The organism is Microcystis sp. M49636_WE2 (genome assembly GCF_030065375.1).
Taxonomy (GTDB): Bacteria; Cyanobacteriota; Cyanobacteriia; order Cyanobacteriales; family Microcystaceae; genus Microcystis; species Microcystis aeruginosa_C.
On record NZ_JASJFG010000850.1, the window covers coordinates 1 to 4,744 of the forward strand.

The window sequence follows — 4,744 nt, forward strand, 5'->3', positions numbered from 1 at the left end:
AAAAACCTTGTTGAATAAGGTTTTTAGACTTTTTTCCCCCCAAAAAGTGCCGACCATTGGAGTGATCGGGGAAAAATTCAGTTACTTTTTCTCTGAAAATTAGGTAGTTGACCACCTGAAAATGGGTAAAACCCCACACCCTACCCCCACGAAAAACTTTTTCAGCAGACCCTAAGTAGTCGTGCCAAATTAATTTCCTCAGCCTTGACGAGAAATTCTGTAAACTTTGCTCAAAAGCTGCGTAAATTCTGTATTTTCTCTGGAAGTGTTAGATATAGCCTTTAGAATTGTGATCGTAGCACTAGGCTAATTCAGATCAATTAAACTTCTTCCTCACTCCCGACTTTGTTAGTATCATGAAACCTAACTCTGGCCGTAAACGTTTATTATCCCTGATATCTGCTGTTTCTTGTAGTTCCCTCTTGATTTTATCCCCTCTAGCCCAGAGAGCGCAAGCAGACGATATTACGGATGCCTTAGAAGCGGTAATTGAATATACGGCTCAATTACACCAGATCAATTTTAAGTATTTGTTAAGCAATGGCCCGATAACCACTCCCTGCGGCGTAATTTCCCTAGCGGCTTTCTGCACTGTAGATAATACAGTTTACGTCAATCTCAAGCAAGTCACTCGCATTAGTGATAATCCCCTATTTCCCCTTTACGCCGTCGCTCACGAGGCTGCTCACGCTGTTCAGTGGAATCGGGGTATCGGTGGCATCGATGAAGGTGGAATGAGCATCGGCATTGAATTACAGGCCGATTGTCTAGCGGGAGATACCCTTTCTTGGTTATTTACCGAAGCAAGAAGTTTATCCAAACAGGATTATATAATAGCAGGAAAACTTCTAGCGGAAGCGGCCTCGGAAGTGGGCGATTTTGAAGCTCCCAATAACTCCCACGGTACACCACAACAGCGAGGTGATTCGGTCCTGCAAGGATTCTATGGGGAAAATCATCAAGCCTGTATGCGTTAACTAACACTCAAGGCTGTATTTCCCCTAGAATGCCTAAAAAAGCCTAAAAAGCTACTGTAAACCTAACCAAGATAACAGACCTTGGCCAGTGAGATACTCGATCAACAGGGTGATCACAAAACCAATCATAGCGGCCCTACCGTTGAGGCGCTCGGCATAGTCATTAAAGCCAAATTTGGGATCTTCTAATTTGGGGGTTTGAGTCGGTTGTGGTTCAGTCATGATCTTTACAGGCGGTTTACATTTCTTTACTATTCTAGCGGAGTTAGAAGTTAGGTTGTAACTAATTTCTAACTCCTCTCTATTTGCCCTAATCCCGACCGTTAAGAGCGATTAAAAGGCGCAGAATAAAGATAAATAGGTTGATATAAGTCAAATACATCGATAAAGCAGCGCTGAGATACTGTTCATCTCTGTAGGTACGGGGCAAGATGTAAAAGTCCACCACTGCGGAGCCGGCAAACAAGAAAACCCCGATGCCAGAAATAGCGATTTCTAACCAGGTGGGAGTACCGCCACCAAAGATAGAGAAAATTAGCTGACCAATGAGAACAATAAAGAGAGCGAGAATACCGATGCTAACGGTTTGAGTCAGTGCCAAACCATCTTTTTCCGACAGATTCGAGCCGATATTCCGTCCCAACACAAAAGCGATGCCGCAACCGAGGGCAGCAATTGCCACTCCTCGCAAACCGACACCGGAAGTACCTAGGGCCACATAGACGATTCCACTGAGAGTATAGCCAGAAAGAAGGCTATAGAGAGTCAGCAGGGGCAGAGCAGTGCTTTTATTGCCGCTTTCCGCACTACTACGCGCGACAAAAAATAAAATAATCTCGGCAACTATGGCGACAAAGAAAGTCGGGAAGAAAATCTGGGGATAGGATTGGATCACACCTAAACCGCCATAGGTTCCCACCGCAGTCAAAATTAGACCGCCACCGAGATAGGGCAGGGCCTTGGGGATAACATTAGGGCCGATAAGTGCTTGGCTTTTAGCCTCGCGTAAAGCTTGACGAAAATTACTGGTATTACTCATGGTGACTAGGTTCGAGATACTTGTCTGAATCAATCTTGTTAAACAGAAACTATTCTTGATTAGTTCGTCAAGAATGCTGAATCGCAGGGAAGAAAAAAAAGTAATTTTTCCCCCAGCATCGATTCCCTCTTGATTGTAACGAAAAGACTAGGGATCTAGCTAAGTAGGTAGGTATTAAAAATTGTCAGATACCCTCCTTATCAAGGCGGGATCTGCACCCCCCTTATTAAGTCGGGCAGGGGGGAATCGAACCGAAAATCCATTTTCTCCCCTCTTAACCGTTTAAGTTACCTTAAACCGAAGACCGATTCAAGGCGATCATCGCCCGTCAACTGGATATTTCCTGTTTTTATTAATTACAATCTTTTAGAGTATCCCCTGACCTAAAGCCAAACCTGTCACCAACATTCCTAACACTAGAAAAGGCTGGGCGCTGGCTTGATATTTGACATCATTTTTGAGCGGATCCCGCAGAAAATACATATCTTGGAAAGTGATCTGAGGGATAATTAATAACAGTAAAACAGCGGCATAAAGATTCTGATGAATACTAATCAGATAACCCGCAATTCCTGCTTGAAAAACATCGATCATAATCACACAAATCCAAGCAGCGGTCGTAATTCCAAACATGACTGGCAAGGATTTTAAGCCTAATTTTTCGTCACCTTCCACACTTTTAAAGTCGTTAACTACAGCAATGCCTAACCCCGCCAGACTATAGATGAGGGTTAGGATCATAATTGTCCCATTTAACTGACCAAAAAGGGCGTGACCTGCCCACCAAGGTAATGCTATATAACTAGCACCGAGGGCATAATTACCCAGCCAACCATTTTGTTTTAATTTTAAAGGTGGCGCTGAATAAATATAGGCAATAAAAGAACCAAATAGGGTTAAACAGAGCATGATTGGGAAATCATGACCGGCCCAGCGATCGAGAAGATAAGATATTCCTAACCCAGCCGCTAATAAAACCAAAATCTGGCTGACTACTTGCGGAATAGAAATCACCCCCGAAGGAATCGGACGGTAGGGTTCATTAATTGCATCGATTTCTCGATCGTAAAAATCATTTAAAGTTTGGGTATAACCGGTCATCAACGGACCAGAAAGTAACATACAGGTGGCTGCTTTTAAGACATCTTCTAAAGACCAAGTATAATTACCCGATGAAGCAGCCCCACAGACAACCCCCCAAATCAGGGGAATCCAAGTGATCGGCTTCATCAATTGTAAGCGGATTTTCCAGAGGGAGGTTTCTGCCGATGAGGCCCCTTTCATGCCCAATAATTGGCGAGTTTTGGCCCCCCGCTCGTCCTTGTTTTCTATCTCGGTGTTTGACATAATCCCTTAAAAAGAAATAATTAAGTAACCTTCTTGGAATTTTGCCCCTTTTACCGATCTTCCGGTTAGAGGCGGTGGTACATCAATATTACGCCGTTGATCCCCGGCTTCGATGGTTAATTCTGGACCCGATTGCGTCAGTTTTACCTGTTTTTTCTCGAATCCGGGTAAATAAACCTTGACCTGAGCGGCTGCCGTATCGATTATTAACGGTTTGGGCGGCTGCACCGTGAGAAAATTGGGTAAATCGGCGATTAACTCCTGCCAATCTTCTCCTTGACGGTAGGGTAAAATCGCCGCCGGCAGCGGGGCAAAATCCTCCGTGGCACTCTGACAGCGATTAAAAATCACTCCCCCCACATTTAAACCGATTTGCTGGGCCGCACCCCAAAGATATTTGGCCTCTGCGATCGCAATTGGATCATCATTGGTGACTAGATAGGCTAAAACTCGCCGAGGATCGGCTAAAGCGGAACGTCCCTCGTCTAAAATGTTATCATCGGCCTTCTTCCCTAAACCGTCGGGATTAAAGGAGAAATTCAGCACGGCAGCGGCAATCGGTTGGAAAAAGGGAGAAAGGGTGCGACCAATCTCGGAATCGCTGAAAACCTGCCGAAAACGCCGTAAATACCAGCCACCTACCTCTGGAATCGCCAACATTCTCAGACTGTTGATATCTCCGCTGCCGTCGTAGATGATGACATCGTAATTTCCGCTTTTATCCTGTTCCCGCAGGAAATTTAAAGCTAGAGCTTGATCCATTCCGGGTAAAATGCCCAACTCTTGACCATAAACATTTTTCAAGGTGGGAGAACGCAAATACTGCTTTTCCAATTCCTTGACTTCTTCCCAACTTTTTTCTAGTAACTGGGTACTACTAATCTGCACAACCGAGAGATTGGGAGCAATTTCCGTAATAGAGGAGCTAGGGGAGGCCTTGAGGAGTAATCCCCAAGCAGGGCCGGAATCTTGACCGATCAAGAGAACTTTTGACCCCAGACCAGCCATTTTCTTCGCCGAAGCGATCGCTATTGTACTGCGACCGCTGCCCCCCTTGCCCAAAAAGGTCAAAATTAAGGACATAATTAATTCCTAAGCGTTGTATTTAGATGAGTTTGAGTTCATCCTCAAAAAACCAAGTAGCGGTCTTATCATCGAACTGGACAACAGCACCAACACCGCTGCCATCGGTCATCTTAAAATTTTTGATGACACCCACTTTACCCAATTTACCCGCTACATCCGAGTTAACGCGGTCTCTTAAGCGACAGACCTTGACTTTTTGCCCGATTTCCATTACTTCCACAGTTTTAATAAGACGATAATTCAATAAACCAATCCTAAGTTTAATATAAATTCGTGTCAGATAAACCCCCCAATG

Annotated in this window: 7 protein-coding genes; 1 reads left to right on the forward strand and 6 read right to left on the reverse strand. The window is 44.5% G+C overall.

Annotated features, from left to right (window positions below; all coding sequences use genetic code 11):
- A partial coding sequence (locus PX484_RS26120; protein WP_409771049.1) for a hypothetical protein occupies nucleotides 1-190 on the reverse strand: 190 nt, incomplete at its 3' end.
- A 166-nt stretch (nucleotides 191-356) separates the two neighbouring features.
- Between PX484_RS26120 and PX484_RS19445 the strand changes: the two genes are divergently transcribed.
- Complete coding sequence (locus PX484_RS19445; protein WP_002802688.1) at nucleotides 357-977, forward strand: neutral zinc metallopeptidase; 621 nt, start codon at nucleotides 357-359, stop codon at nucleotides 975-977.
- Nucleotides 978-1,028: 51 nt separating this feature from the next.
- Here PX484_RS19445 and PX484_RS19450 read toward each other — a convergent pair whose 3' ends face one another.
- The 5 genes from PX484_RS19450 to petP all read right to left on the reverse strand — a co-directional run bounded on the left by PX484_RS19450 (nucleotide 1,029) and on the right by petP (nucleotide 4,660).
- Nucleotides 1,029-1,199 (reverse strand): CAB/ELIP/HLIP family chlorophyll-binding protein, encoded by a 171-nt coding sequence (locus PX484_RS19450; protein WP_002742489.1) that lies wholly within the window; start codon nucleotides 1,197-1,199, stop codon nucleotides 1,029-1,031.
- 88 nt (nucleotides 1,200-1,287) lie between these two features.
- Complete coding sequence (locus PX484_RS19455; RefSeq protein WP_002802686.1) at nucleotides 1,288-2,016, reverse strand: Bax inhibitor-1/YccA family protein; 729 nt, start codon at nucleotides 2,014-2,016, stop codon at nucleotides 1,288-1,290.
- 366 nt (nucleotides 2,017-2,382) lie between these two features.
- Nucleotides 2,383-3,363, reverse strand: coding sequence for a chlorophyll synthase ChlG (chlG, locus tag PX484_RS19460; RefSeq protein WP_287766636.1), 981 nt, complete (start codon nucleotides 3,361-3,363; stop codon nucleotides 2,383-2,385).
- Nucleotides 3,364-3,369: 6 nt separating this feature from the next.
- Entirely contained in the window at nucleotides 3,370-4,446 is a 1,077-nt protein-coding gene (locus PX484_RS19465; protein ID WP_287670436.1) for a Get3/ArsA fold putative tail anchor-mediating ATPase NosAFP, read from the reverse strand.
- Nucleotides 4,447-4,468: 22 nt separating this feature from the next.
- Entirely contained in the window at nucleotides 4,469-4,660 is a 192-nt protein-coding gene (petP, locus tag PX484_RS19470; RefSeq protein WP_002742483.1) for a cytochrome b6f subunit PetP, read from the reverse strand.
- Nucleotides 4,661-4,744: the final 84 nt, after the last annotated feature.

Excerpts from the sequence above, each read along its gene's own strand:
- PX484_RS19445 (WP_002802688.1), top strand. The coding sequence starts at position 357 with ATGAAACCTAACTCTGGCCGTAAACGTTTATTATCCCTGATATCTGCT.
- PX484_RS19450 (WP_002742489.1), bottom strand. The coding sequence starts at position 1,199 with ATGACTGAACCACAACCGACTCAAACCCCCAAATTAGAAGATCCCAAA.
- PX484_RS19455 (WP_002802686.1), bottom strand. The coding sequence starts at position 2,016 with ATGAGTAATACCAGTAATTTTCGTCAAGCTTTACGCGAGGCTAAAAGC.
- chlG (WP_287766636.1), bottom strand. The coding sequence starts at position 3,363 with ATGTCAAACACCGAGATAGAAAACAAGGACGAGCGGGGGGCCAAAACT.
- PX484_RS19465 (WP_287670436.1), bottom strand. The coding sequence starts at position 4,446 with ATGTCCTTAATTTTGACCTTTTTGGGCAAGGGGGGCAGCGGTCGCAGT.
- petP (WP_002742483.1), bottom strand. The coding sequence starts at position 4,660 with ATGGAAATCGGGCAAAAAGTCAAGGTCTGTCGCTTAAGAGACCGCGTT.